The organism is Nocardia alni, from assembly GCF_019038435.1.
GTDB lineage: Bacteria > Actinomycetota > Actinomycetes > Mycobacteriales > Mycobacteriaceae > Nocardia > Nocardia alni.
Window position 1 is genome coordinate 20,444 of sequence record NZ_JAGPOX010000078.1, and the last position, 23,051, is coordinate 43,494.

Annotated in this window: 21 protein-coding genes and 1 pseudogene; 13 read left to right on the forward strand and 9 right to left on the reverse strand. The window is 68.0% G+C overall.

Annotation, left to right across the window (positions count from 1 at the left end; all coding sequences use genetic code 11):
- The first annotated feature begins 9 nt into the window (after positions 1 to 9).
- On the forward strand, positions 10 to 711 hold the full coding sequence (locus JZ791_RS26435) for a polyprenol monophosphomannose synthase (protein WP_216897953.1): 702 nt from the start codon (positions 10 to 12) through the stop codon (positions 709 to 711).
- Here JZ791_RS26435 and JZ791_RS26440 read toward each other — a convergent pair.
- Both JZ791_RS26440 and JZ791_RS26445 read right to left on the reverse strand, forming a co-directional pair.
- A complete protein-coding gene (locus tag JZ791_RS26440) occupies positions 708 to 2,165 on the reverse strand; it encodes an HAD-IB family hydrolase (protein WP_216897935.1) in 1,458 nt (485 codons plus the stop codon). The genes JZ791_RS26435 and JZ791_RS26440 overlap by 4 nt on opposite strands.
- Positions 2,158 to 4,542: a glycerol-3-phosphate 1-O-acyltransferase gene (locus JZ791_RS26445; protein ID WP_216897936.1), complete on the reverse strand. Its 2,385-nt coding sequence runs from the start codon at positions 4,540 to 4,542 to the stop codon at positions 2,158 to 2,160. The genes JZ791_RS26440 and JZ791_RS26445 overlap by 8 nt, the downstream gene beginning before the upstream one ends.
- A 214-nt stretch (positions 4,543 to 4,756) precedes the next feature.
- On the opposite strand from JZ791_RS26445, the gene JZ791_RS26450 reads away from it, so the two are divergent.
- Entirely contained in the window at positions 4,757 to 6,118 is a 1,362-nt protein-coding gene (locus JZ791_RS26450; protein WP_216897937.1) for a salicylate synthase, read from the forward strand.
- On the opposite strand, the gene JZ791_RS26455 is transcribed toward JZ791_RS26450, so the two are convergent.
- From JZ791_RS26455 to JZ791_RS26465, 3 genes are all read right to left on the reverse strand, one after another.
- The gene (locus JZ791_RS26455; protein WP_308163105.1) at positions 6,119 to 7,738 is read right to left on the reverse strand and encodes a (2,3-dihydroxybenzoyl)adenylate synthase; all 1,620 of its coding nucleotides are present in this window, start codon (positions 7,736 to 7,738) and stop codon (positions 6,119 to 6,121) included.
- Positions 7,739 to 7,833: 95 nt separating this feature from the next.
- Positions 7,834 to 8,445 (reverse strand): disulfide bond formation protein B, encoded by a 612-nt coding sequence (locus tag JZ791_RS26460; RefSeq protein WP_216897939.1) that lies wholly within the window; start codon positions 8,443 to 8,445, stop codon positions 7,834 to 7,836.
- An 8-nt stretch (positions 8,446 to 8,453) separates the two neighbouring features.
- The gene (locus JZ791_RS26465; RefSeq protein WP_216897940.1) at positions 8,454 to 8,618 is read right to left on the reverse strand and encodes a DUF5993 family protein; all 165 of its coding nucleotides are present in this window, start codon (positions 8,616 to 8,618) and stop codon (positions 8,454 to 8,456) included.
- 139 nt (positions 8,619 to 8,757) lie between these two features.
- On the opposite strand from JZ791_RS26465, the gene JZ791_RS26470 reads away from it, so the two are divergent.
- The 4 genes from JZ791_RS26470 to JZ791_RS26485 all read left to right on the forward strand — a co-directional run bounded on the left by JZ791_RS26470 (position 8,758) and on the right by JZ791_RS26485 (position 12,304).
- Positions 8,758 to 9,636, forward strand: coding sequence for an oxidoreductase (locus JZ791_RS26470; protein ID WP_216897941.1), 879 nt, complete (start codon positions 8,758 to 8,760; stop codon positions 9,634 to 9,636).
- 105 nt (positions 9,637 to 9,741) lie between these two features.
- Positions 9,742 to 10,215 carry a carboxymuconolactone decarboxylase family protein gene (locus tag JZ791_RS26475; RefSeq protein WP_216897942.1) on the forward strand — a complete coding sequence of 158 codons (474 nt, stop codon included), beginning with the start codon at positions 9,742 to 9,744 and terminating at the stop codon, positions 10,213 to 10,215.
- A 286-nt stretch (positions 10,216 to 10,501) separates the two neighbouring features.
- Entirely contained in the window at positions 10,502 to 11,593 is a 1,092-nt protein-coding gene (locus JZ791_RS26480) for a 3-deoxy-7-phosphoheptulonate synthase (protein ID WP_216897943.1), read from the forward strand.
- A gap of 66 nt (positions 11,594 to 11,659) precedes the next feature.
- The gene (locus JZ791_RS26485) at positions 11,660 to 12,304 is read left to right on the forward strand and encodes a LysE family translocator (RefSeq protein WP_216897944.1); all 645 of its coding nucleotides are present in this window, start codon (positions 11,660 to 11,662) and stop codon (positions 12,302 to 12,304) included.
- A gap of 103 nt (positions 12,305 to 12,407) precedes the next feature.
- Here the strand turns inward: JZ791_RS26485 and JZ791_RS26490 are convergent, their stop codons facing one another.
- Positions 12,408 to 13,574 (reverse strand): pyridoxal phosphate-dependent aminotransferase, encoded by a 1,167-nt coding sequence (locus JZ791_RS26490; RefSeq protein WP_216897954.1) that lies wholly within the window; start codon positions 13,572 to 13,574, stop codon positions 12,408 to 12,410.
- 117 nt (positions 13,575 to 13,691) lie between these two features.
- Between JZ791_RS26490 and JZ791_RS26495 the strand changes: the two genes are divergently transcribed.
- Complete coding sequence (locus JZ791_RS26495) at positions 13,692 to 14,264, forward strand: GNAT family N-acetyltransferase (RefSeq protein ID WP_216897945.1); 573 nt, start codon at positions 13,692 to 13,694, stop codon at positions 14,262 to 14,264.
- 4 nt (positions 14,265 to 14,268) lie between these two features.
- On the opposite strand, the gene JZ791_RS26500 is transcribed toward JZ791_RS26495, so the two are convergent.
- On the reverse strand, positions 14,269 to 14,700 hold the full coding sequence (locus tag JZ791_RS26500) for a MarR family winged helix-turn-helix transcriptional regulator (protein WP_308163106.1): 432 nt from the start codon (positions 14,698 to 14,700) through the stop codon (positions 14,269 to 14,271).
- Between the two features lie 42 nt (positions 14,701 to 14,742).
- Between JZ791_RS26500 and JZ791_RS26505 the strand changes: the two genes are divergently transcribed.
- The 5 genes from JZ791_RS26505 to JZ791_RS26525 all read left to right on the forward strand — a co-directional run bounded on the left by JZ791_RS26505 (position 14,743) and on the right by JZ791_RS26525 (position 19,682).
- Complete coding sequence (locus JZ791_RS26505; protein ID WP_216897946.1) at positions 14,743 to 14,985, forward strand: hypothetical protein; 243 nt, start codon at positions 14,743 to 14,745, stop codon at positions 14,983 to 14,985.
- 51 nt (positions 14,986 to 15,036) lie between these two features.
- Entirely contained in the window at positions 15,037 to 16,710 is a 1,674-nt protein-coding gene (locus JZ791_RS26510; RefSeq protein ID WP_216897947.1) for a DNA repair helicase XPB, read from the forward strand.
- Between the two features lie 72 nt (positions 16,711 to 16,782).
- Positions 16,783 to 17,460, forward strand: coding sequence for a DUF3239 domain-containing protein (locus tag JZ791_RS26515; protein ID WP_216897948.1), 678 nt, complete (start codon positions 16,783 to 16,785; stop codon positions 17,458 to 17,460).
- A 40-nt stretch (positions 17,461 to 17,500) separates the two neighbouring features.
- On the forward strand, positions 17,501 to 18,145 hold the full coding sequence (locus tag JZ791_RS26520) for a LysE family translocator (RefSeq protein WP_216897949.1): 645 nt from the start codon (positions 17,501 to 17,503) through the stop codon (positions 18,143 to 18,145).
- A gap of 112 nt (positions 18,146 to 18,257) precedes the next feature.
- Entirely contained in the window at positions 18,258 to 19,682 is a 1,425-nt protein-coding gene (locus tag JZ791_RS26525; RefSeq protein WP_216897950.1) for a M1 family metallopeptidase, read from the forward strand.
- Positions 19,683 to 20,057: 375 nt separating this feature from the next.
- Here the strand turns inward: JZ791_RS26525 and JZ791_RS26530 are convergent, their stop codons facing one another.
- A complete protein-coding gene (locus JZ791_RS26530; protein WP_216897951.1) occupies positions 20,058 to 22,475 on the reverse strand; it encodes a helicase-associated domain-containing protein in 2,418 nt (805 codons plus the stop codon).
- Positions 22,476 to 22,571: 96 nt separating this feature from the next.
- Between JZ791_RS26530 and JZ791_RS26535 the strand changes: the two genes are divergently transcribed.
- Positions 22,572 to 22,760: a hypothetical protein gene (locus tag JZ791_RS26535; protein WP_216897952.1), complete on the forward strand. Its 189-nt coding sequence runs from the start codon at positions 22,572 to 22,574 to the stop codon at positions 22,758 to 22,760.
- 93 nt (positions 22,761 to 22,853) lie between these two features.
- Here the strand turns inward: JZ791_RS26535 and JZ791_RS26540 are convergent.
- Positions 22,854 to 23,051, reverse strand: a pseudogene (locus JZ791_RS26540) (resuscitation-promoting factor); the annotation flags it as partial.

Sequence of the window (23,051 nt, forward strand, 5' to 3'; positions counted from 1 at the left end):
ACCGTTGTGGTGCCGACCTACAACGAGCGGGAGAACCTGCCGGTGGCGGTGGATCGGCTGACCGCGCTGGCGATCGCGGATCTGCACATCCTCGTCGTCGACGACAACTCACCCGACGGCACCGGTGAGTTCGCCGACAAGCTGGCCGCCGAGCGGCCGGAAAATCTCGGCGTCCTGCACCGCACCGAGAAGGACGGGCTCGGCCGCGCCTACATCGCGGGCATCACCCGGGCGCTCGACGAGGGCGCGGATGTCATCATCCAGATGGACGCGGATCTGTCGCATCCGGCCGATGTCATTCCGGCCATGCTCGACAAGCTGGAAACCTCCGGCGCCGGTGTGGTGCTCGGATCCCGCTACGTGCCGGGCGGGTCCACCGCCACGGAGTGGAAGTGGTACCGCAAGGCGCTGTCGGCCTGGGCCAACTTCTATGTCAACGCGATCCTGCGGATGGGCGTCAAGGACGCCACCGCCGGATTCAAGGCGTGGAAGGCCGATACACTGCGGGCCATCGACGTCGCCTCGATTCGCAGCAACGGCTATTCGTTCCAGGTCGAGATGAACTACCGGACCATCAAGCGCGGCGTTTCCATCGCCGAGGTGCCGATCCGATTCGAGGAGCGCACCAAGGGCGCGTCCAAGATGAGCCTGAAGGTACAGCTGGAATCCGCCGCGATGCCGTGGAAGCTGTTGTTCGGCAGGCAGGTCTAGCGAGCCGGTTCCCCGGCCGGTGCGGGCCAGTTCAGCAGCGTGTCCACGAACAGCTGACGCACCCGTTCGACCTGGGTGTCCAACTCGTCTGCGGCCCAGCCGCTCACATCGATCGGCGGCAGCACCGCCACGTCGACGACGCCGCGGCGCACGATCGCGGAATTGCGCCAGGCGATCTCGCCCGCATTGCGGATGACCAGTGGAACAACCGGCACCCCAGCCTGTCTCGCGATATGGAAGGCCCCCTTCTTGAACGGGCCGATCCGCGGCGTCAGGGATCGGGTGCCCTCCGGGGCGATCACCACCGACAGACCCCCTCGCAGGGTGCTCACCACCGGTGCGAGCGCGGCCCGCGCGCCCGCGGAGTCCGACCGATCGATGAAGGTCGCACCCGCGAAACGCAGCAGCGGCCCGAAGATCGGATTCGCGGTGATCTCCTGCTTCACGATTCCGGTGAAACCCCCGCCCAGGACGGCGGCCAGCACCACCATGTCGAACTGGCTCTGGTGATTGAAGGCGAAGACCGCCGGACGCGGTGAGCGGGCGTGCTGCGCGCCGGTGACCCGAACCCGCACACCGCCGGCCCGCAGGGTGGCCGCGGCGGCGTGGGTGATCATCGAATCGACCATGCGCCGCCGGTCGCGGGTGGCGGACGCCAGCGCGACCCCGAACGCGGCGCCGCCCAGCAGACCGGCGAAACCGCTTGTCGTGCGGGCGATGTCACGCGGCCCGGCATCATCGCGTGGGCGAAAGCGCAGGATCGGCCACTCCCGGTCGGCGGCGTGCGTCGCCATCCGTGGATCCGGATTCACCGCCGTCGGATGCCCCATCAGTTCCAGCAGGGGTAGGTCGGGTGCGGCATCGGCGTAGCCGTGACCCTGGGACAGATCCAGACCGTGCGTGGCCGCGAACCGCTGTACGGCATCGGCCTTTCCGTTGCGCCACAGCGGTTTTCCATCGACATGGCCGGTGAGTACGCCCTCCTGCACGGCCATCGGGGTGTAGAGCACGTGATGGAAGCCCAGTTCCCTTGCGGCGGGCTGCGCCTGGAATCGGGTCAGGCAGGTGGCCAGGATCAGGGTGTGCCCCGCGGCCTCGTGCGCGCGGATCAGCCGCCACGCCTCGGGATAGAGATGGCCGTAGATCGTGCGGCGAAACAGTTCCTCGCCGAGGTCGGCCAGTTCGGTCTCCGGATGCCCTGCCCAGGAGTGCATCATGTGCTGCAGGAACCGTTCGTACTCGCCCTCGGCGCGGGCGCCGCGGATACTCCACAGCAGAGTTTCCGTCAGCCTGGCGTCGATTCCCCGCCGCCGCAGCTGTCCGGTGATCGCACCCGGAGTGAAGCCGTGCACGACGGTGCCGCCGAAATCGAAGATCGCCGGAACCCGCGGCCCCTGTGGGCCGGAGCGCACGGCGGCGATGGCCTCGTCGAGGGACCGTGACGTCTCAGCCATGGCGGTTCGACGGGTCCTGGGCGGCGGCGCGCGAGATCCGGTCGCCGATGGTACGCAGTTCGTCGGCGAAAGCCCGACGGCGGCGGCGCAATTCGTCCGTGTCGACGGTGCTGCCCTCGGCGACGAGCAGCCCGTGGTTGTCGGCGAGTTTCAGCGCGCTGGCGAACAATTCCGATGACACCGACTCGTGGCTGTGCAACTGCTGTTGCAACAGCATCTGCTGCCCGACGGCCAGGCATTCATCGATGAACTGCTTGCGATCCAGCACGGCCGGATCCTGGGCGGCCAGCCGTTCCGCCACCACCAGCTGCGCGTCGAAGAACGAGCGCAGTACGCGGTGGGCCATGATGAAGCCGGAATCGGCCAGGCGGGCCAGAATGTCGGCCCCGACGGTTCCGTCGGCGGTGCGGCTGTGCCACTGCGGGTCCGCCAGCAGCATCTCCGCGGTCATCTCGGCGGCGAACTCGGCGCGCTCGGGGAAGAAGAACTCGAACTTCAGCAGATCGCGCAGCCGATACGCCGCGTCCCAGCCGGCCTCCAGCTGGGCGCCTTCGGGCGCCTCCACCGCAGCCAGAACCGCCAGCTCGAGGATGGCACGATTGACGAACCAGTGCACGGCGCTGTTGCGATAGAACGCGGCCTCCAGATATGCGCCGGACTGGATCGAATACACCGGTTCCAGACCGCCGCGGTAGACCGTCACCACCTTCGCCACCGACAGCTGGTCGAGCACGACGGCGAGGCCGTGATCCTCGTGCAGGGTATCGAGCTCGCCGCTGGGCAGCGCCCGACGCCGGATGTAGCCGAGCACCGGCTCCAGCGCCATGCGTACCTCGCCGAGCGTCAGCGCGCGCTCGTGCACACCCAGCAGCACCAGTGTGACCAGGGCGTTGAGGGTTATGGGTGTGACCGCGTTGATTCCGACCGCGACCTCGAAAGCCAAGCGCTGCACGGCCTTCCGCTCCAATTCCTGGACCTCGGCCGACAGTGGTTCGGCGGGACCGGGATCGGGGGTCAGCGGGTCGCCGTGTGCGCTCAGGTGTTCGCGTGCCGACAGCGGCTCGCCGAATCGTACGTAGACGTGTCCGGCCGAATGCTGTTGGTTGCGAATGTATTTCGCCAGCCACGGCAGGTTCTCGGCCTTCTTGACGCCGCCTACCTGCTCGGTGGCGATGGCGCCCAGTTCGTTCAGTCGTTCGTAGGTGATCGAGACCGGCACCAGCATCACATCCTCGATGCGGCGGGAACGGATCGCGGCGGCGAGATAGTTCAGCAGGCCGTAGCGCGGCGGTCGGAGCTTTCCGGTCCGGGTGCGGCCGCCCTCGAAGTACCACTCCATGTTGAACCGCTTGGCCAGCAGATACGCGAAGTATTCCTCGACCACGGCCTTGTACACCGCGTCGTCGCCGAAGCTGCGGCGAATGAACACCGCGCCGGTGCGCCGGGCGATCGGGCCCATCGGCCAGAACCGGAGGTTCGCGCCGCCGATCACATGATTGGGTGGAAAATCATTGCGGGCCAAGGCATCACCGAGCACGAAGGCGTCGACATACGAGCGGTGCGAGGGCAGGAAGACCAGGGGGTGACGCTGATTGAGGCGGCGCAGACCCGCCAGGCCGGACGTATCGGCCTCGACCTGCCACGCCGAGGCGTGCACCGGGCGCATGGCCTGGGTGAACAGGTCCGAGACCAGACGGCTCTGTGCCGCCACCAGTTCGCGCAGCCCCTTCTCCGCGCGGCGATACACCTCGCGCGAATTCGTGCCGGAATCCGCGGCGATCGCATCGAGGCGGCGCAGGAATTCCGGGGAATCCAGAATCTCCTCGACGACCAGTCGCGGCACCTTGTAGCGGTCGCCGATCACGGCGCGTTCGGCGCGCTCGAGCGCGACGACCCCGGCGCGAACGATGGCCCGCGCGAATGATTCCGCGATTCGGGCGACCGTCGGGTTGTTTGCGCGCAAGTCACTCAGCCGCGCGGGCTGACCGGTGAGCACCAGATGGCGATCGGGTGCGGCGTTGACCAGGCGTCGCTGTAGCAGCCGACGCGGGCTGCGTGGATTGCTGAGCGTGACCAGATCGGTAAAGGTGGTGCGGCGCACGCCATCTCGCTCCGGCGGTAGCCACAGTACCCGGATCGGCACCACCAGTGGATCGTCCCGGCGCTCGACCAGCCGTGCCGCCACCGCGCCGGCGTCCAGATCCAACTGGGTGACCGGCGCGTCGACGCCGAGTTCCGCCGCGATTCCGCCCTCGGCCAGCCATCCGCCGATCAATTCGCGCTCCACGGACGAGCCGGCGTCCACCAGCGCCACCACCGAGTGCGGCGCGTCGGCGGGGGTTGCCGGTGCCGGAAGGTCGGCACGGTGATCGATCATGGGGGACCTCCATCGGATGACGCTTCCCCATTGAAGCCCGGCCGGAGCCTTTCGCGCAGGAGGTTGGGCCAGGTGCGCCGAGAACTGGGACGGTCGGCGGGGTGGGTGAGCTCAACTCGTCGTCATATCAGTGTGCTCGCCGGCACACCGCAAGCAAATCAGGTAATGCTAACCTCACTCGAGATAGTAAGGTGAGCATAACCTTGGAGGATCGGTGTCGACCACGGACGAGCGCGTACGGATCGGATATGAGATGGATCCAGCGGCGGTGAGCACCGCGGATGGTCGCGGTACCGGGGGACTCGATGCGGCGGCGGCGATGGCCGCGCTGGCGGGCGCCGATTGGTTCGGGGAGTACGTGATGTACGAACGCCCCGGTGAATGGGTTTTCGCCGCCGATCCGCTCGGTAAAGTGGAGCTCGACGCCGAGGAATTACGGATGGATCGGTCGGGGCATGTCAGCGCGCGGGCGTGGGAGGGCGGTCCCGCGCACGTGCTGGATCGGGCGCTGGCCGAGCTGCCGCTTGCGGGGCGGACGGCCTACGGCTGGATCGGATTCGAGTTCTGCGCCTGGGCGTTGGACGCCACCGCGCACCTGCCCGCACGAACTGCGCTGGCACACCTGATGGTTCCGCGCATCGAGGTGCGTATCGATACCGCCGGGGTGCGGGTGGCGGGTGCGACGCCCCGCGAGACGGCGGACATTCACGAGCTTATCGCCGCGTCGCAGGATGCCCCGGTCCCGCAGGCGCATCCGGTGGACATCGCCGCGGATGCGTCCGGCTACCGCGACCGGGTGGTCCGGGCGGTCGGCGAGATCCGGGATGGCCGATACCAGAAGGTGATTCTGTCCCGGAAGGTCGAGCTGCCGTTCCCCGTCGATGTGCCCGCCAGCTATCGGCTGGGGCGGGCGCACAACACTCCGGCACGGTCGTTCCTGTTGCGCCTCGGCGGACTGGAGGCCGCCGGTTTCAGTCCGGAACTGGTCGTCGCCGTCGACGACGACCGTACGGTGACCACCGAACCGCTGGCCGGTACCCGGGCCTTCGGTCGTGGCGCGCAGGCGGATGCCGCCGCCCGGTCGGACCTGGCTTCCGACCCGAAAGAAATTGTCGAACACGCGATTTCGGTGAAGACATCATTCACCGAGATCGCCGCCGTCGCGGAGCCGGGCAGTACGGTGGTGTCGGACTTCATGGCGGTGCGCGAGCGCGGCAGCGTGCAGCACCTGGCCTCCACCGTGCGCGGGCGACTGGACGCGGGCCGGACCCCCTGGGAGGCGGTGGAAAAGCTGTTTCCCTCGGTGACCGCTTCCGGAATTCCCAAGTCCGCCGGGGTCGATGCGGTGTTCCGCCTCGACAACGATCCGCGCGGGCTGTATTCCGGTGCGGTGGTGACGGTTTCCCCCACCGGGGCGCTGGAGGCGACGCTGGTGCTGCGCGCGGTGTATCAGAGCGCCGACGGCGCCTGGCTGCGAGCCGGGGCGGGGATCGTGTCCCAGTCCACCCCCGCGCGTGAATTCGAGGAGACCTGCGAAAAGCTGAGCAGCGTAGCGCCTTACATCGTGCGTGCCTAGTCACAGGGTGGCGCGCAGGGCCTTCTTGTCGATCTTGCCCACGGCGGTGAGTGGCAGGGTGTCGGCCGTCCGGAGCAGGTCGGGGTGTTTGTAAGGGGCCAGGCCTCGGATGGTCAGGAACTGTCTGACCTCGGCGAGAGTGAGTGCGGCGGCGAGCGCCTTGCGGTCGAGAACGAGTACGGCGCAGACCTTCTCGCCCAGCCCGGGATCGGGGAGGCCGACGGCGGCCGCGTGGCGCACGGCGGGATGGGCGAGCAGATGTTCCTCGAGCTCGTCGCACGAGACGTTCTCGCCGCCGCGGTTGATCACGTCCTTGATCCGGCCGGACACGATGAGATGGCCGCTCGACAGCCGGCGCACGAGATCACCGCTGCGGTAATAGCCGTCGGCGGTGAACGAGCGCGAATTGTGTTCCGGTGCGCGGTAATAGCCACGAAGTGTGTAGGGACCTCGGGTCAGCAGCTCGCCCTCGTCGCCGGGGGCGACATCGCGGCCGTCGGTGTCGACGACGCGGATCTCGTCGGCGGGCGACAGGGGCCTGCCCTGCGTGGTGCACACGATGTCCTCCGGATCGTCGAGGCGGGTGTAGTTCACCAGCCCCTCCGCCATGCCGAACACCTGTTGCAGTGTGGCTCCCAGCGCGGGGCGTACCGTGCGGGCATTGGTCTCGTCCAGCCGGGCGCCGCCCACCTGTAGCAGCCGCAGCGAGGAGAGGTCGGCCTCCTCCCATTCGGTTGCGGCGCACCATAGCTGGGCCAGTGGCGGCACTACCGATGTCACCGTGACACGGTGGCGTTCGATGGCGGCGAAGGCGCATTCCGGGCTGGGGTCGGTGACGAGGGCGATCGCGCCGCCGGTCGCGATGGTGCCCAGAATTCCCGGGCACGACAGGGGGAAATTGTGCGCGGCGGGCAGAGCCGCGAGGTAGACGTCGTCCGGGCCGAGCCCGCAGATCTCGGCGCTCGCGCGCGCGTTGTAGCCGTAGTCGTCATGGGTGCGGGCGATGAGCTTGGGCAGACCCGTCGTGCCACCCGAGACCAGCATCAGCGCGATCTGGTCCGCGGCGATCTCCGGCAGCGAATCGCCCTCGCACGGTATCGAATCCAGCGCGGTGAACGGCCCCGGGTCGCCCAGGACGAAGACGTGTCGCAGTCCCGGGAGCCGGCCGCACACCTCGGCGGCCAGTTCCCTGTAGTCGAATTCGCCGATCTTATCGACCGTGAAACATCCCACGGCGCCGGACAATTCGGCGAGGTGTTCGATTTCCGCGCGGCGATGAGCGGGCAGCGTCAGTACCGGGATCACCCCGGCGCGCAGGAGTCCGAACAGCACCACCGCGAACTCGGGCACATTCGGCAGTTGCACGATAACTCGATCACCGGATTCGATACCCGCGGCGAGAATTCCGCGGGCCATGCGGTCGGCGTCGGCGTCCAGTTCGCGATAGCTGCGTTTCCCGGCGGCGTCCACCAGCGCGGGCCGATCCGGCCAGCGCCGAGCCGCCGAGCGCAGTAGTCCGCCCAGCGATCGGCCTGTCCAGTATCCGGCCGTGCGGTATCGGCCGGCGAATTCGGTGGGGATGGGTGTGAATCCGTCGCGTGCGGGTGAGTTCGATGTCACGGGTCCTGCCTCGGTGTCGCGCCCCATGCCCGGCATGAGAAATATAGGTTAGGCAACCCTATATCAGAGGAGCGCGCTGCCGCCGCGGCGGCGAATCAACCGATCAGGTCCAGGTCGTGGAAGAGTTGGTAGCGATCCGGCTCGGCCGGCAGGAACCAGTGCAGGCCCTCCAGTGCGAACACCGACACCACATTGAGCGCGATCACCACACCGAGCAGGGCGAAGCATGCCCTGCCGACCAGGCGATGCGGCGCAGCCGGAATGGTCTGCGCCCCGGTGCGATCCGACACCGACAACACCGCGCCGATCGCGGCGATCGCCGCGACGAAAAGAATCAACGCCCACACATACGAGCGCAGCCCGAACACGGGCGTTCCGTATCCCGGATCGCCCGGAAGAATATGCAGCATGGTCTGCCGCCACGATGTGAAGCCGCCCGCGGCGCAACCCAGCAGTGCCAGCCCCCAGCCCGTGGTGTAATCGCTCGCCTCGAGTTCCCCGTTCATGGCGTTGCGGACGATATAACCGCCGCCCAGCCCGGCCAGCAGCATGAATATGCGCTGTATCAGGGCCAGCGGGCACGGGTACTCCCAAGCGAGGAATTGCAGGGCCAATCCGCCGCAGACCACGACCGCCCAGCCTGCCAGGAACAGACACGCCAGCCAGAATTGAATGTGTCCCGACAAGGACTCACGGCGCTCGATCATCGACAAATTCACCACGTCAGCCCCAGGCCCAGTCCGCCGGCAATGTGATGCCGCAGCAGCAGGCAGGTGAATATGAACACGATCCACCATCCGCTCGAGACCGCCCTTCGGGATCGCTGCTGATACATCATCGCGAGGGTCGCGAGCAATCCCGCGAAGAGCAGCGTGTCCATGCCAGCGGAGGCTACCGTTCGCCGAGGTGGTCGCGTTGTGCACGCGCCGTCGAGTCCATTTCCTTTTTGCAACAAGCAAACTACAGGCAAATATGGACGGATTATCACGGGTTCCGGGTGGGGATCTAGACTCCTGTCTGTGAGCGGCTGGGATACTTCCGACATCCCCGACCAGAGCGGCCGGACGATCATCGTCACCGGCGCCAACAGCGGGGTCGGCGCGGCGACCGCACGGGCACTGGCCGGAGCGGGTGCGCAGGTGATCATGGCGTGTCGCGACGAGGTGAAGGCGCGGGCGGTCGCGAACACCATCGGCGAGCGGGCTCACGTGCGCCGCCTGGATCTGGCCGACCTGGCCTCGGTGCGCGAGTTCGCCGACGGAGTCGAGCATGCCGACGTGCTGATCAACAATGCCGGGGTCCTGGCCGTGCCGCTGGGCCGCACGGCGGACGGCTTCGAAATGCAGATCGGCACAAACTATCTCGGGCACTTCGCGCTGACCGGGCTGCTGCTGGACAAGATCTCGGACCGGATCGTCGCCGTCTCGAGCGTCGTGCACAGGTGGGGCCGGATCGATGTGGCCGACCTGAACTGGGAGCAGCGCCGCTATCGGCGCGCCGCCGCCTACTGCCAGTCCAAGCTGGCCAACCTGATGTTCACCCGCGAGTTGCAGCGCCGCCTGAGCGCGAGCGGTTCGCCGAAGATCGCCGTGGCGGCCCACCCCGGTTATGCCGCAACGGGTCTGCAGTTCCATACCGAGTCCTTCGTCAACCCGGTGATGGCGCTGGGCAACCGGCTGCTCGGCCAGAGTCCCGAAATGGGCGCTCTGCCCAGCCTGTACGCGGCCACCGCCGCCTCGGTCACCCCGGGCGGCTTCTACGGTCCGACCCGTCTGGGCGGACTGCGCGGACATCCCGGCCCCAGCGGCTCCTCCACGGCCTCCAAGGACGAGGTCACCGCCCGCCGCCTGTGGGACCTGTCCGAACAGCTGACCAAGGTCAGCTACCACTTCCGCTGAGGTGACGCGGGTCATGATCCCGGGTGTCACAGTTCGTCGCGACGCCTCGTCCTCCTGGTAGAGCGCCGCCTGACCGGGCGGGCGCACCGAGTGGAGGACACCGTCATGGAATCCCGTTTGGATATGTTCGCCAACGACACCCTCGCGAAGGTCATCAAGCGACTGGGGAGTGTCGGACAGGTATTCGAGAACTCGACCCTGCCCAAGGCCACACAGCAACTGGTGATGCTGCGTGCCAGCCAGATCAACGGGTGCGGATTCTGCGTGGATATGCACTCCAAGGACGCCGTGGCCGACGGGGAGACCTGGTTGCGGCTCAATCTGGTCGCCGCCTGGCCCGAGGCCACCGTGTTCACCGAGGCCGAGCGTGCCGCGTTGGCGCTGGCCGAGGAGGGCACCCGGCTGGCCGACGCGCACAAGGGGGTCAGCGACGAGACCTGGGCACAGGTGCGCAAGCACTACGACGACGAGCAGATCGGCGCGCTGGTCTCCGTGATCGCGGTCATCAACGCCTACAACCGGTTCAATGTGATCCTGCGCAATCCGGCGGGCGGCTACGAGCCCGGGATGTTCACGTAGGGGTTCGCGATATTCGGCCCGGCACAGGATCTTTCGATCCGGCCGGGCCGCGTCGCGTCCGGGGCGGCCCAGGTGTGGCGGTGGTCATGGCTGGGGCGGCCTCGGCGATCCGCCCCGCGAGCCTGGTACAGTCGCCTCCGTGCAGCGCGTGTATTTCTGGTTTATCTCCCCGGCCCTGGGTGGGCCGGTCGGTGAACCGCGCTGACCTTCTTCCACTCCGAGCCGGATATGCCGGCTCGACGGGAATTCCTCATCGTGGCCGGCCAGAGATGACAAGGACCACACGATGACAACCGCAGCCGATGTCGACGCACCACATTCGGACCTCGACGACCGCCGCACCCTGAGTATCAGCCCGCTGGTGTCGCCCGCCGATGTGCGTCGCGCGCACCCCGTCGATGACGGGCTCGCCGATATCGTCCGTGCGGGCCGCCGAGCCACGGTCGATGTGCTCAACGGCGTCGACGACCGCCTCATGGTGATCGTGGGCCCGTGTTCGGTGCACGATCCCGAGGCCGCCCTCGACTACGCGCGCCGCCTGGCCGCCAAGACCGCCGAGGTATCCGACCGGCTGCACGTGGTGATGCGGGTGTACTTCGAGAAGCCGCGTACCACGCTGGGCTGGAAGGGCCTGATCAACGATCCGCACCTGGACGGCACCTTCGACATCGACACCGGGTTGCGGCTGGGGCGGCGGCTGCTGGTCGACATCACCGCGCTGGGCCTGCCGGTGGCGTGCGAATTCCTCGACCCGATCACTCCGCAGTACATCGCCGATCTGGTGTCCTACGGTGCGATCGGGGCGCGGACCGCGGCCAGCCAGGTCCATCGGCAGCTGGCCAGCGCCCTGTCCATGCCGGTCGGGGTGAAGAACGGCACCGACGGTGATGTGCAGGTGGCCGTGGACGGTGTGCGCGCGGCCGGGGCCAGCCATGTATTCCCGGGGACGGATCTGGACGGCCGATCGGCGCTCATCCGCACCTCCGGCAATCCGGACTGCCACGTCATCCTGCGCGGCGGCAGCAATGGCACGAATTACGACGCGGCCTCGGTCGCCGAGGCGTGCCTGCGGCTGGAGAAGGCGCAGCTGCCGCAGCGGGTGGTGGTCGACGCGAGCCACGGCAACAGCAACAAGGACCACAACCGTCAGGTCGACGTCGTCACCGATGTCGCCGGACGTCTCGCCGCCGGCGACCGCAGCGTCGTCGGGGTGATGATGGAGAGCTTCCTGGCCGCCGGTCGTCAGGACCTGACCCTCGGCCGCGCCGCGGACCTGGTCTACGGACAGTCCATCACCGACGCGTGCCTGGACTGGGACACCACCGTCGTTCAGTTGGACGGCCTCGCGGCCGCCGTTGCCGCTCGACGGGACGGGTAGAAGACAGGCCAGTTCTCGGCGATTGGCCCGCGACAGTGGATCGTTCGGCAGTCCAGTATGGGTTTCATGATCGGTACGACTGCGATAGTGGGTGTGGTGATCGCCGCGCTCGGGCTGGTGCTCACCCCGGGGCCGAACATGATGTACCTGGTGTCGCGTACCGTCTCGCAGGGGCGTCGCGCCGGGCTGGTGTCGCTCGCCGGTGTCGCGGTCGGGTTTCTGTGCTATCTGGCCGCGGCGGCTGCGGGGATCACCGCGATCTTCGCGGTCGTACCGGATCTGTATCTGGCGCTGAAGATGGCGGGCGCCTTGTATATCGGATGGTTGGCGTGGAAGACGTTGCGGCCCGGCGGCACATCGGCGTTCGCGCCTCGTGAGCTGCCCGCCGATCGGACGGGCAAGCTGTTCGGGATGGGTCTGCTCACCAACCTGCTGAATCCGAAGATCGCGATCATGTACATGGCGCTGATTCCGCAGTTCGTGGTGCCCGCGCACGGCCGGGTCTGGTTGCAGAGCCTGTGCCTGGGCGGGGTGCAGATCGCCGTCGCGCTGACGGTGAACGGCCTGATCGTCCTGGGTGCGGGCGCGATCGCGGCCTTCCTGGGCGATCGGCCGCTATGGTTGCGGGCACAGCGCTGGGTCACCGGAACGATGCTCGGCGCGATCGCGGTCCTGCTCGCCTCGGACCGCGCCCGCCCCCTGCCCGCCTGAGTTCGCCCACCCGGCGGGCCCATCGTCTCGCGGGGGCCCCGGACGGAGGTGGTCCTGGAGTTCCGTCCAGCACTCCAGGACCTCCTTCGTCCGGGGATCCGGGTTACCGCGGGCCGTGCAGGCGCCGGATACCCTCGGCGATCGTCTCTTCCTTCTTGCAGAAGGTGAAGCGCACCAGGTGATTCCAGGAGGCCTTGTCGTCGGCGAAGACGCTCAGTGGCACCGCGGCAACGCCGAGGCGCTGCGGCAGTTCCCGGCAGAAGTTCAGCGCGTCGTGCGCGCCGAGCGGGGTGATGTCAGCGCAGACGAAATAGGTCCCGTCGCTGCGCTTGACCCCGAATCCTGCCTCGGCCAGGGCCTTCGACAGGCGGATTCGCTTGTCCGCCAGAGTGTCCCGCAGTGTCGCGACCCAGGGCAGCTCATGTTCGAGGGCGTGCGCGATCGCGGGCTGGAAGGGGCCGCCGCCGACGAAGGTCAGGAACTGTTTGGCCGCGAGCACGCCATCGATCAGCGGCGCGGGGCCGCACGCCCAGCCGATCTTCCAACCGGTGACGCTGAAAGTTTTTGCCGCACCGGAGATCACGACGGTACGTTCGTACATGCCTGGCAGGGTGGAGATGCTGATGTGCTCGTGTCCGTCGAAGGTGAGATGTTCGTACACCTCGTCGGTCACCACCAGGAGATCGTGCTGCCGCGCGAGATCGGCGATGGCCTGCAGATCGGCGCGGGACAGTACCGTCCCGGTCGGATTGTGTGGTGAATTCAGCAGCAGCGCACGGGTGTTCGGAGTGATCGCGGCGCGCAGGCTGTCCAGGTCGAGGGCGAACCCGTCGCCGTCGGGGACTAGCCGGGCAGTGCGCCTGTTCGCCCCGGCCAGGGCGACGGCCGCCGCGTACGAGTCGTAGTACGGCTCGATGAGCACCACTTCCTGTCCGGGTTCGACCAGGCCGAGGATGGTCGCGGCGATCGCCTCGGTGGCGCCGACCGTCACCAGCACCTGATTGTCCGGGTCGTATTCGGTGCCGTACCGGGTCGCGCGGTCCCGGGCGATCGCCTGGCGCAACGCCGGGACGCCGCGCCCGGGCGGGTACTGGTTGAACCCCCCGGCGATGGCGCGTTCGGCCACCGCCAGCATGGAGGCGGGACCGTCGGAATCGGGAAAACCCTGCCCCAGATTCACCGCATCGTGGCGCACGGCCAGCTCGGTCATCTCGGCGAAGATGGTCGAGGCGAAGGGGCGTAGGCGGGTGACGGTGGGGGTGTCCTGCATGGTCACAACCTATCCTGTGCCAGGTCGCGGTCGAATGGCATGGTCACGCCGTCGGTGACGGCGCATGCTCACGAAATTGCCTGTGCCGCCGCATCGTCCGCGTGACAGCATGGCTGAATGGAGGATTACCAGCTGACCGACGGTGTCGTCTGGCTCTCGCGTCCCACGTCCGCCGACATCGACGGCATCGTCGAATGCTGTCAGGAGCCGTCCATCAGCCGGTGGACGACCATCCCGGTGCCCTATCGCCGTGTGCATGCCGAGAAGTTCCTGGACGGGGTCGTGCAGGGCTGGGCCGAGGGCCGACCCACCTGGGCGCTGCGGGAGACCGCCGGCGGTCCGGTGGCGGGCATGGTCGATCTGACGCCGGAGGGTAAGGACCGCACGGGCGGGCAGATGGGGTTTTGGCTGGTGCCGCGGCTGCGCGGGCGTGGACTGATGAGCCGGGCGGTGGGGCTGGTGTGCGAGTTCGGGTTCCGCCCCGACCGGCTCGGGCTGGTGCGCATCGAATGGCGCGCGATGGTGGGCAATCATGCCTCGGCCGCCGTCGCGCGGCGGGCCGGATTCCGATACGAGGGCAGGCTGCGCCTGGGCGGCCCGCAGCGCGGGGTGCGGCACGACGTCTGGATCGCCGGGCGCCTGGCGACCGATCCGATCGGCCCCGCCGCCGAGTGGCCGCCCGGGGTGTGATCGATCAGTCATCTCCCACGGCGCCGTCCGCGACGGGCAGGCGTGCGGTCAGGTGATCCAGGACCGGCGCCAATCGGCCCAGCTCCGTGAGGTGCAGCTCGCTGAGCGACTCGATGCGCTGTGCGCCGAGTGCGGTAGCGACCAGCCGCACTATGCGGGAGTCCTGTTCGTCGCGGACCCGTGCGACCAGCCCTGCCGTCACCGCCCGATCGATCAGCCCGACGGCGCTGTGGTGGCGCACGGTCAGGTAGTCCGCGATATCGCCGATCGTCGGGCCCTGGTCGTGCTGGTGGCCCGTGACGGCGAGCAGCAGTTGATGCTGTGTCGCGGTCAGGCCCACCTGCCTGGCTCGCTCCTCGCTCCAGCGTTCGAAACGGCGCAGGGCGGTGCGGAAGTTCAGGAGTGTGGCGTAGTCACGGGGCGTCAATTGGGGCACGTAAATATCGTAGTACGATATTTATGGAAGGAGTGTGAGCTCATGACACTGGAGATTCTGGCTTTTACCCTGGCCGCGCTGTATGGGCTGGCGGTGTTCGTGGCGCTGTTGGTCGGCTGGGCCGAGTTACCCGACCCGCCGGTCTCCACCAGCTGTCGCCGTTGTTCCAGGTGGATGATCGACAGACGTCACCAGTCCTTCCCGCTGTGCCATCGGTGCCGTCGTGAGGTAGCCCACACCCACCAGATGCGTCGGGACCTGGACTTATCCGAAATTCGCCGGTGATCGATCCGTGGTAGGCGCCAGGATGTCGGTCCCCGCCGATATCCTGGCGCCATGCCCCACGACGACCAGCAACCCGGGCCACTCATCGTGCAGAGCGACAAGACCCTGCTGCTCGAGATCGACCATGTTCAGGCCGATGCCGCGCGGCAGGCCATCGCGCCGTTCGCCGAGCTCGAGCGCGCGCCCGAACATGTGCACACCTACCGGGTGACGCCCCTGGCGCTGTGGAACGCGCGAGCGGCGGGGCACGACGCCGAACAGGTGGTCGATGCCCTGGTGACCTATTCGCGGTACGCGGTGCCACAGCCGCTGCTGGTGGACATCGTCGACACCATGGCCCGGTACGGGCGCCTGCAGCTGACCAAACATCCCGTGCACGGCCTGGTACTGGTCAGCCTCGACCGAGCGGTGCTGGAGGAGGTGCTGCGGCACAAGAAGATCCAGCCGATGCTCGGCGCGCGCCTCGACCCTGACACGGTGCAGGTGCACCCATCCGAACGTGGCCGCATCAAGCAGATGCTGCTCAAGATCGGCTGGCCCGCCGAGGACCTGGCCGGCTACGTCGACGGCGAGGCGCATCCGATCGAGCTGGACTTCGCCACCCACGAGTGGCATCTGCGCGACTACCAGGAATTCGCCGCCGACTCGTTCTGGGCCGGCGGTTCGGGCGTGGTGGTGCTGCCGTGCGGCGCGGGTAAGACCATGGTCGGCGCGGCCGCGATGGCCAAGGCGCAGGCCACCACGCTGATCCTGGTCACCAATACCGTGGCCGGGCGGCAGTGGCGACGCGAGCTGCTGGCGCGTACCTCGCTCACCGAGGACGAGATCGGCGAGTACTCCGGTGAGCGCAAGGAGATCCGTCCGGTCACCATCGCGACCTATCAGGTCGTCACGCGCAAGACCAAGGGCGAATACCGGCATCTGGAGCTGTTCGACAGCCGCGATTGGGGCCTGGTCATCTACGACGAGGTGCACCTGCTCCCGGCCCCGGTCTTCCGGATGACAGCAGACCTGCAATCCCGCCGTCGCCTGGGGTTGACGGCCACCCTGGTCCGCGAGGATGGTCGAGAGGGCGATGTGTTCTCGCTGATCGGGCCCAAACGCTACGACGCGCCCTGGAAGGATATCGAGGCGCAGGGCTGGATCGCCCCGGCCGACTGCGTCGAGGTGCGGGTGACTCTCACCGACGCCGAGCGCATGGCGTATGCCACCGCCGAGCCGGAGGAGCGCTACAAACTGTGCTCCACCGCACGCACCAAACTCGCCGTGGTGGAGTCGATCCTGGCCCGGCACAAGAACGCGCCCAGCCTGGTCATCGGCGCCTATCTGGACCAGCTCGACGAGCTGGGCGAGCACCTGCAGGCCCCGGTCATCCAGGGTTCCACCCGGACCAAGGAGCGCGAGGCGCTGTTCGAGGCGTTCCGTAACGGTGAGATCCCGGTGCTGGTGGTGTCCAAGGTGGCCAACTTCTCCATCGACCTGCCCGAAGCATCGGTGGCGGTGCAGGTTTCGGGCACCTTCGGCTCCCGTCAAGAGGAGGCGCAACGTCTCGGGCGTCTGTTGCGGCCCAAACACGATGGGGGACAGGCGCATTTCTATTCGGTCGTGTCGCGAGACACCCTCGATGCGGAATACGCCGCGCATCGGCAGCGTTTCTTGGCCGAACAGGGGTATGCCTATCGCATCACCGATGCGGACGACCTTTTGGGGCCGCCCATAGGCTAAGGTCGCGACGCACGGTGGCGGACACCTTTTATCCGGAGGCATCATCTCCACAAAAGTGTTAGGAATGATGACGTGCGACGCTTCGAATTCCCGGTGGATCGTGGGCACGCACGTGCGGTGAACCAGGTGGTTGCCGATACCAGGCGGCTGCGGCTCAGTGCGTTCATCGCCGTGATCGTGCTCGGGTTGTGCACCGCTGTGCTGATCTGGTTGAACCACCCGTATTCGTTCCTGCTGGCCATCGCCACGGCCCTGGGTACGGTGACGGCACTGTTCGCGGCATTGTGGACCCCGCACCGCGCCCGCATCGAAAAGCTGTACGCGGAGGGCGAACTCGTTCCCGCCGTGGTGTCGGAGCGGCTGACGCGCGGCGCTGTTCTCCTGATCCTGGTCGATGTGGCCAAGGCGGACGCGGACCCGCGATACGCGCTGATCACCCGGAAGGTGCGCGCGCTGCCCGGGCATCTGATCCAGCCCGGCGAACAGGTGCCATCGGTCACGGTGCGCGCCGATCGCGCCCCGCTGTCCACCGGCGGGCTGGGGCAACCGGTGAGCGCCATGCCGGTCGCCTGGGGCACCCGGGATCCGGCCGTACTCGAGCGCGCGCGTGCCGCGATTCCCCAGGCCGAATGGAAGCTGCTGGCAGACAATCTGGATCTGGCCGAGAAGGTGCGACACGCCGATGCCAAGCGATTGCTGCTGGATCCGCATCAGCTACCGCAGGAACTGCGCGGCGAACCGTCGCGGTAGATCGGGTGAAATACGTTGCGCGCCTTCTTAGACTGAGGCGATGATCCCCGCTGCCAATCTGCTCGCCTTCTTCGTGGCCGCGACGGTCATCATCGTGATTCCGGGTCCGGGCGTACTGTTCACCATCGGCCGCGCGCTCACCAACGGTAAGCGGGCCGCGCTGGTATCGGTGCTGGGGCATGCGTTCGGCGTGCTGGCGATGGTCGTGCTGATCGCGGCCGGACTCGGCATGTTGGTGGCGGCGTCGGCGATCGCGCTGACCATCATCAAGATAGGCGGCGGGCTCTACCTGATCTACATAGGCGCCCAGGCCATCCGGGAGCGGCGCTCGCTACGTGCGGCGATGAACACCACGTCGAGCGCGCAGCCGGTGCCCCACCGCCGGGTGCTGCGGCAAAGCTTCGTGGTCGGGGTGACCAACCCGAAGGCGCTCGTGTTCTTCTCCGCCGTGCTGCCCCAATTCGTGGATCGAACGAGCGGTTCGGTGCCGTTGCAGATACTGATCCTGGGTTTGATCTTCCTGGCGATCGCGCTGGTGTCCGACAGCGCCTGGGCGCTGGCGGCCGGTGTCGCCCGTGACTGGTTCGCACGCTCGCCGCGGCGGTTGGAGGCGGTCGGCGGTGCCGGGGGAGCGATGATCATCGGCCTCGGTGTGAGCGTGGCCGTATCCGGCGCCACTAGCTGATCTCACCCGTAAGCCCTGGTGCGTCGGCGCCGTACCGGCTTTGCTGCGGGTTAGCATCGACCCCTGATCGGCACGCTGTGCCCGGAAGGGGTGGAGGAGTTTGCGTAACTGGATGTGTGCGCTGGTGGTCGGCGTGCTGGCGGCGAGCGCGCCGGTCCTGCCCGCACAGGCGTTCGTGCCCGTGCAGGTCGCCTCCTCGGGCACACAGCCGCCCACCGATCCGCTGGTCGGCGCGCCGGGACTGGGCGATCCCTACTATCCCGACGACGGCAACGGCGGCTATCACGTCGAGCACTACGCCGTCGCCATCGACTACGACCCGCCGACCCGCACACTGACCGGCACGGCGCGGCTGAGCGCGGTGTCCACGCAGCCGCTGCGCGAGTTCGACCTGGATTTCAACGGTCCGGCCGTCCAGCAGGTCACGGTCGATGATCTGCCCGCCGGTTTCGCCTCCGCCGGGAAGCACAAGCTGGTCATCACTCCGGCGCTGCCGATTCTGCCCGGACTGCCGTTCACGGTGACCGTCCGATACTCCGGTATCGAGGCCGACACCCCGGACGCGGGCTGGACCATATCCCCGAGTGGCGGCGCATTCGCCGCGGGCGAACCGCATTCGGCGGCCACCTGGTATCCGCTCAACGACACCCCGCTGGACAAGGCCACGTTCGATCTGACGGTGACGGTTCCGCGGCAGTGGCAGGTGGTGTCGAACGGGATGCGGATCCGCGACGAGGTGAACGGCCCGAAGCGCACCGTGCAGTGGGCCACGCGGCATCCGACCCTGGGATACCTGACAACGGTCGCGATCGACCACTTCGAATTCCTGAATCAGCGCCGGGCCGACGGAACCCCGCTGATCAGCGCCTTCGCTCCGCAGGCCGGATCGCGCAAGGCGCTGGAGCGGCGCCTGCCGGAGGTTCTGGACTTCCTCGAATCCCTCTACGGCCCCTATCCTTTCGAGAGCGGCGGCGGAATCTACGTCGACACCGATCTGCATTTCTCGCTGGAGACCCAGACCCGGCCCATTTACGCCCCCTGGACCGATCTGAACACCGTGGTGCACGAGAACACGCACCAGTGGTGGGGTGACTCGATGTCGGTGCGCCACTGGTCCGATGTCTGCCTCAACGAGTGTTTCGCCAGCTATACCGCCGACTATCTGTGGCCCGAACGCAAGGAGGGCAAGGACGTCGACGCGCAGTACCGCATGACGATCGCGAAACTGCGGGACAATCCGAAGTTCTGGGCGATTCCGCTGCAAAATCCGGGCGCCGGAAGGGAATTCACCGCCGTCTACTATCGCGGTCCACTGTTCCTGCATGCCCTGCGCCACCTGATCGGCGACGGCGTGTTCTTCCCGGCCGTCGCGCGGTTCGTGCAGTCACACGCTGACGGCCGGGCCTCGATGCCCGAATTCCGTCGGTTCGTGCAGGACACGACGCACACCGATCTGTCGGGCTTCTTCGCCGCCTGGCTGGACGCTTCGACACCGCCGCCGGACCGATACCTGTACCCGGGCTCGCTGCACGCCTGATGCGCGCCTGGACCGCCTGTGCGCGTTGGACATCCGAATATCCGGCGTAACGACCGGGTGCCCGGGGTCGACATCGTCAGCGACTGGATTGACCGAACAGTCCGCCGTCGAGTTGGCGCGCGACAGTGTCAACGATTGTGCATACAATCTCCGCAGGATCAGTTCGAGGGAAGGCCGGAACAAGTGAATATCATGGGACTAATGCTGCTGTCCGACGATTTGGGCCGATCTCTCGGCTACCTCATGCTCGGCATGTACGGGCTGACGCAACAGTATCCGAACCAGTGAGCGACAGGCCGTGGCGATTGTGAGTCGTCCGCGGTCGGCGGGTATCGGGCAGGTACCCGGCGGTCCAGCGGGCTGGTGAGCCGCGGTCTATTGCTCGACCAATGCGACCGACGCGATGCGGTGCAGCGTGAAATGCCGCACCGCACCCGTCACCGGGTCCAGAGCGTCCAGTTGGCCGCTTGCGACCTGGAGCGGTTCGACGATGCGCGCAGTAGCGACGCCCTGTGCGTCCACGTACCCGATGTGCACCGGTCGCCGGACTCGAACGGCCAGTTGTAACAGCGCCATGGTGGCCGCGGTGCTGGTGCGGGTGCCGTCGGCGCGCACCGCCTGTCCGCTGCGTGTCTGTGCCGCCTTCTCACCGGCGCGCAACTCTCCCACCAACATCCGCAGTTGTTCGGTGCTCGGTGGATTCGGCCGCCAGGCATTGCGAGCGTTGGGCCGGCCCGGGATGCGGGCGCCGCGCGGGCGCAGATCCACGATCGCACCGGACGAATCCTCGCCCGCCGGAGTGAATCCCGCCGCGCGCAGCTGATCGAGCACCTCGCCGAGCGGAGCCTGGGAGATCGCCACGGTGGGTGCTACTGCGCGCAGGGCCAGCTGCGCGGATACCGGTGCGGCCAGTACCTCCGCCAGCAGGGCGGGATCCTCACTGCGGATGAACGATTGCGCCATCCCGGCCCGTAGCCGACCGTGCCGCCGGGCCACGTCGTCGATCAGATAGGTCAGCGACTGCGGGATCGGGGTGCGCGAGTGCGCGGCGAACAGCTGATGCAGCTCCGCCGCGGTCATCCCGGCATCCAGCGCACGCCGTACGGAGTGCTCGCCGATCCGGTAGACCGTCGCGGCGCCGGCCGATTCGATATCGGTGACCAGCTCGATCCGGCTCTGGAGATCGGGCACCAGCGGGCCGGGCGCGATCACCGTCAGATCCGCCTGCACCAGAACGTGATCGATCGGTTCGGGCAGCGCGGCCTGCATCTCCGCCTCGGCATTGCCCAGACCCGCCACCGCGGTGCGCGCCGCTGTTTCCGGTTCGCCCTGCGGCGCCGAACCATGGAGCAGGGCCCGCCCCGCGGAGGTCAGTGCCCCGCGACCCGCGACACCGAGCGCCGCCGCCTCCGCGAGGGTGCGCTCCACCGCGTCGGCGTGGAAGTGCCTGCGCTTACGGGGTTGTCGCCAGGCCAGCAGGCGGGACAGGTCGGCGGCACTCACCGCGCTGCCGGCCGGGAATTCGGCCAGCAGTTCCAGGATCGCCCGGCGATCGGCGACCGCGTGCATGGTGCGCAGCTCCACCGACAGCGCGGCCAGCGGTTTGTCGTTGGCATCGCGCAGGCCGATCATCCACGGAAAACGGTCCAGCTCCAGCCAGGCGTGCGCGAGCACCACCCAGCGGCGGGCCGCGGGGCCGTCGCGCCAGCCGTCGGCGGACGTGGTCGGCGCCCAGTAGTCGTCGGCCGAATCGTCCGGCGGTGGTTCCGGAATCCCCTTGTCCAGCAAGCGCGCCGCGACGAGCACCTCGGCCAGCAGACCGACGCGGGCTTCGTCGATACCGGACTGTTTGGCGACCCGGCGCAGTTCTCGCACCCCGAGCCCGCCCGAGCGCAGTGCCGGCGCCGGCGTCTGGCCGAGGATCTCGAGGATGTCGCCGCAGTGCCGCAGCAGCTCGCCCACCTCGACCGCCGCGGCGGCATTGACGTCGGTGGCGGAGTATTTGACCTGCTGTGGCTTCGGGGGGACCAGTGCGTGCGGATCGGTGACCGGCTCGCCGCGCAGCACCTGACCGACCGCGGGCGGCAGTTCGACGGTCTCCTCGTCGACCCAGTTCAGCAGCCGGTGTGTCAGCAGCCGCTGAATCGGACGATCCGGTGATGTTCCGGTGGCCGCGTCGCGGGTGCGGCCCCGCGGACCGGTGGCGGCGAGTTTGTCCAGCAGGGCCTGCTCGGCGGCGCCGATCTCGGCCAGCACCGCGATGATCTCCGGCTCGGTCAGCGCGTCGGGGAGTTCGGTGGTGCTGCCCAGCGGCCATGGCAGCGCATCCTTCGCGGCTGCGGCCAGGTGCAGCTGTTTGTCGCCCCAGACCACGGCGCGTGCGGTGAGGCGGGTCACGGCGGCGTCGACGGTCTTGGCGGGCACCCGGTCGGCGAGCAGGGCGTGTAGCCGTTTGCGGGGTAGGGGGGTGGCCGTGCGCCCCGGGAAGCTCGCATCCTGCACGGCCAGGGTCTCGATGATCGCGAATTCGAGGGTGTCCAGCTCGTCGCAGATCCGGAAGACCGATGCGCGCTGTTCGGCGCGGGCGGCCAGCACCGTCATCGAGGCGGGCAGCGGCACGGCCAGATCGGGCCGCAGCTCCAGCAGGTCCACGAGTTCGTCGTCGCTGCGGGCTGTCAGCCAGTCGGCCAGGGGGGTGGTAGTGGCGCCGTTGACCGAGCCGCGGGATGCGGAGCGTTGTCCGGCGGGGCGATCGTCCCCGGCCCGGGGCGCTGCGTGGTCGGTCGTGGTCATCTCATCCAGCGTACGGCTAGGCGCTCGGGGCCGCTCCTGGTATCACGCGGGCCACGCGGCGTGCCGGACACCCCGGGCTCGTGCCAGAATGATGCTGTGGTGAACAAATCGAAGAAACCCTACGTCGACAACGGTTGGCCGAGTGTCCCCAATGGCGGCCACGCCGTCTCCGAGCTGTCGTCGTCCCGTTCCGGTGGTCTCTCGCCCTTCGGTGAGGACACCGAGTTTCCGTTGCCGGCCGAGCAGATTCCGTACGTGCACCCGCACACGGTGATCAACCGCTGAGTCGAACATCGAGAAAGGCCCCGCATCCTCGAGGATGCGGGGCCTTTCTTCTGTGACTGGGGGGCTCGAGTGTGACTGGGGGGCTCGAGGAGATCAGCCGTTGGGGATCAGGTTCTTGTTCGCCTCGAAGAAATTGATCACGCTGGGGTCGAGCTTGACGCCGCTGGCCTTGGCGGCCTGGTAGGCGGTCATGGCCTGCTGCGGCAGCTGGTAGCCGCGCTGCTGCGCCATGGTGATGCCCTTGTCGACCGCCTGGAAGACCTGCTGGCTGCCGTCGAGGGGGTGTTGGAC

Excerpts from the sequence above, each read along its gene's own strand:
- JZ791_RS26525 (WP_216897950.1), top strand. The coding sequence starts at position 18,258 with ATGTGTGCGCTGGTGGTCGGCGTGCTGGCGGCGAGCGCGCCGGTCCTG.
- JZ791_RS26485 (WP_216897944.1), top strand. The coding sequence starts at position 11,660 with ATGATCGGTACGACTGCGATAGTGGGTGTGGTGATCGCCGCGCTCGGG.
- JZ791_RS26440 (WP_216897935.1), bottom strand. The coding sequence starts at position 2,165 with ATGGCTGAGACGTCACGGTCCCTCGACGAGGCCATCGCCGCCGTGCGC.
- JZ791_RS26465 (WP_216897940.1), bottom strand. The coding sequence starts at position 8,618 with ATGGACACGCTGCTCTTCGCGGGATTGCTCGCGACCCTCGCGATGATG.
- JZ791_RS26510 (WP_216897947.1), top strand. The coding sequence starts at position 15,037 with ATGCCCCACGACGACCAGCAACCCGGGCCACTCATCGTGCAGAGCGAC.
- JZ791_RS26520 (WP_216897949.1), top strand. The coding sequence starts at position 17,501 with ATGATCCCCGCTGCCAATCTGCTCGCCTTCTTCGTGGCCGCGACGGTC.
- JZ791_RS26490 (WP_216897954.1), bottom strand. The coding sequence starts at position 13,574 with ATGCAGGACACCCCCACCGTCACCCGCCTACGCCCCTTCGCCTCGACC.
- JZ791_RS26460 (WP_216897939.1), bottom strand. The coding sequence starts at position 8,445 with ATGATCGAGCGCCGTGAGTCCTTGTCGGGACACATTCAATTCTGGCTG.
- JZ791_RS26475 (WP_216897942.1), top strand. The coding sequence starts at position 9,742 with ATGGAATCCCGTTTGGATATGTTCGCCAACGACACCCTCGCGAAGGTC.
- JZ791_RS26530 (WP_216897951.1), bottom strand. The coding sequence starts at position 22,475 with ATGACCACGACCGACCACGCAGCGCCCCGGGCCGGGGACGATCGCCCC.
- JZ791_RS26505 (WP_216897946.1), top strand. The coding sequence starts at position 14,743 with ATGACACTGGAGATTCTGGCTTTTACCCTGGCCGCGCTGTATGGGCTG.
- JZ791_RS26445 (WP_216897936.1), bottom strand. The coding sequence starts at position 4,542 with ATGATCGATCACCGTGCCGACCTTCCGGCACCGGCAACCCCCGCCGAC.
- JZ791_RS26495 (WP_216897945.1), top strand. The coding sequence starts at position 13,692 with ATGGAGGATTACCAGCTGACCGACGGTGTCGTCTGGCTCTCGCGTCCC.
- JZ791_RS26480 (WP_216897943.1), top strand. The coding sequence starts at position 10,502 with ATGACAACCGCAGCCGATGTCGACGCACCACATTCGGACCTCGACGAC.